Genomic DNA, 2,611 nt, shown 5'->3' on the forward strand with positions numbered 1-2,611 from the left:
AGTGCTGAATACGGGCTGGTGCGGAACCTAAGGACTTCAGGTTTGAGCCCGGCGCCGCCAAGTAGATTTCCGGATCGGCTCCCAGTTTCCAACCCTCGCTACCTTAGGTTTTCAGCGGCCCGACGAACGGCAAGGACTGCCGCCGCGTAATCTCCCAATGAAATCCCTCGGAAAGCAAAGGCAGCTGGCTTCTCCCGTTGACGGACATCGATTTCTCCCGAGACAAGTTCCATCAAATCGCCAGTTACCTGCTGATACGGCAGCATTGGCTTGTCGCTTTCAATTTCCTGTTTTCGGTCGTCAACGATAACAGATTTAAATGCGGTCATGCCCTCTAAATTCCACGGAACACAAGCATCTGTAATTGTGGCAAAGGCGGTCGGCTTAAGCCATCGGGCATCCAAGAAGGGTTCGATGGAGTAGTCCAACGTTATCGACGTCACCACCAAATCAGCGCCACGCAAAGCGTCCTCGGCGTTGGCAGCTACTTCGGCATTGAGACCCAGGTCACGGGCCCTGCGACAAAGTTTGTCGGTGTTCGCCTTACCGCGTCCGAACACACGAATGCTCTTTAGGGGGAACAACTCTGAAAACGCTGCCAAGTGGGAGTGAGCCTGCACTCCGGCACCCACAAAGGCCACCGTCTCAGCATTTGGATCAGCAAGTCGTCGCGCTGCCACCATTGATAGTGCCGCAGTTCTGACAGCCGTAATCCAATTGGCCCCCAAGATCGCTCGGAGAAGACCGGTTTGGCCGTCCAAAACCATGATAGCGCCATTGATCGCAGGAAGTCCCTTTGCTGGATTATTGGGGCAAACAGTAACCTGTTTGGTGACGATAAAACCGTCATCGCCCACTGCCAAAGTAGACATTGCGTACCGCCCATCCCCCGGCAAGATGGCTATCTTAGGAGAAGTGTGGAGCTTTCCACCGGCCTTGGCCATCAGGGCAGATTCGATTGCGTCAGCAACTTCGGAAGTTTGGATGCCTAAGCCTTCCAAGTCCTCGTCAGAAAGAAAGGTCAATTTGCTTTCAGAAGTCATTTCGTCGCCTCTCCCCTTTGCCATCAGGCTTCCTGATTGCGGACAATTTCCAGAGCACTCTTTTCCCGTCGGGCTATGTCCTTGAGGTATTATATCTGGATATAAAGTTAAACGTTCATACTCATGGCAACGAACGTGAACCCGCTATTCCGGAAGCAAGATCTGAAGCGAATGACAGAAAATCCGAGCTTCTACCCTTAGACTACCTGTTGGTTCGGCCCACGCATTTCGGCAATTTCAATTATGAATGGCAAACGGCACCACCTCTCGCCCCGTTCTTCGTTCATGTTCCGCCAATCGTTGAAGATAGCCCTCTGACCGGGCCGTCTGCCGCCAAATCATATAGTCTTTCACATGGTCGGCATTGGGGTCGGCTTGTTCGTCCAACCCATAGAACTGGTTCGAGGTTGGCAAAGGTGCACCGGCCACTTCTTCCGAAGCCTCGGCCATCACCCGCTTCAATTCTCCAACACGGGTATAGTCGATGATGTAACTGTCATGCACTGACAGGACTGGTACGGCTTGGTGGCAGAAGTGGCGATGGACACGTTCCGCTATCAGACTGTCGAGGTGCATCAACCGGATACCTTGATCCGCGAACAGATAGTCTTTGATGTGTGGCGTCTTTTCCAGAAAGCCCGTCAGCAGGGCCTCCAGTTGCTCGTTCGTCAGTGTCTTCCCAGCATGACCAGTCGGGTACCCATCTCTGAAGGCTCTGAAGGCAGCGTCTTTGGACCCAGCGTTGATAGCAGTCAGTATCAGTCGTTTGATAAACTTGCGCTGAAGCGGTGGAGGCGCACCTGCGATAAGTCTGTCAGGCAGATCATAGGGGTCACCAGCGAGCTCCTTCCCTGCCTCCAGACTGAGGAGGGAGACATGGAGACTGCGGAAGTCCACTTCGACGACTGGTGTGTCATTGATGAAGATCTTCGACCTCCAGTCACTGTTAATCTGCTGCCACCAGCCTCCATGAAAGCGCCCATTCAGGTTGAAGTCAGAGCGACTGAATATCCGGCGGGTGAACTTATGATGATGATCGGCGGTGACATCATCGACTTTCGGCTCTTCCAAACCAGGGATATCAATGAAAGCATCAGCGATTACTTGGTTATAGCGCTCAAGCTCAGCCCGCATTCTAATGATCTCGTCGGTATCCTCGTACTCGACCAGTGCCTCAGCACTATCCCCTCTGAGAATGATGATTTCTTCGCCTTCGACCCGACCAACGTCATCTCGTCGGAATGCCACTTCGGCGAACCATCCCTGCATCACCTCGGAGGCTCGTATCCTCGTTGTTCTGTTTCCCCGTGCCAGAGGACCCGAGTAGCTGCCCTTGGCGACATCCAATAATCCTTCTTCGATTAGAGTGTGAATGATCGGGATGATCTTCTTGGATATATGGATCGCGTTATAGCGGGAAGACGTGTCCCAGTAGTTCGAGGACATGGAGACGCCGATAGACAGTTCCGGGTCTTCCAGCCAAGCAACATAAAGGTCTAGAACCAGCACCCGGAGCTGATGCCTGAATGCGGTCTTCGGCTTCGGTCCGGAAGTCTTATCACTCGGCA

General features: G+C 53.2%; 2 protein-coding genes. Both read right to left on the minus strand.

The annotated features are described in order from the left end of the window. Window positions 1-98: 98 nt before the first annotated feature. Window positions 99-1,043 (minus strand): ornithine cyclodeaminase family protein, encoded by a 945-nt coding sequence (locus tag AC2FNC_RS20640; RefSeq protein ID WP_496716547.1) that lies wholly within the window; start codon window positions 1,041-1,043, stop codon window positions 99-101. 237 nt (window positions 1,044-1,280) lie between these two features. Beyond that, on the minus strand, window positions 1,281-2,611 hold a 1,331-nt coding region (locus AC2FNC_RS20645), incomplete at its 5' end, for a hypothetical protein (RefSeq protein ID WP_496716549.1).

The organism is Ruegeria sp. BHSA123, from assembly GCF_059613425.1.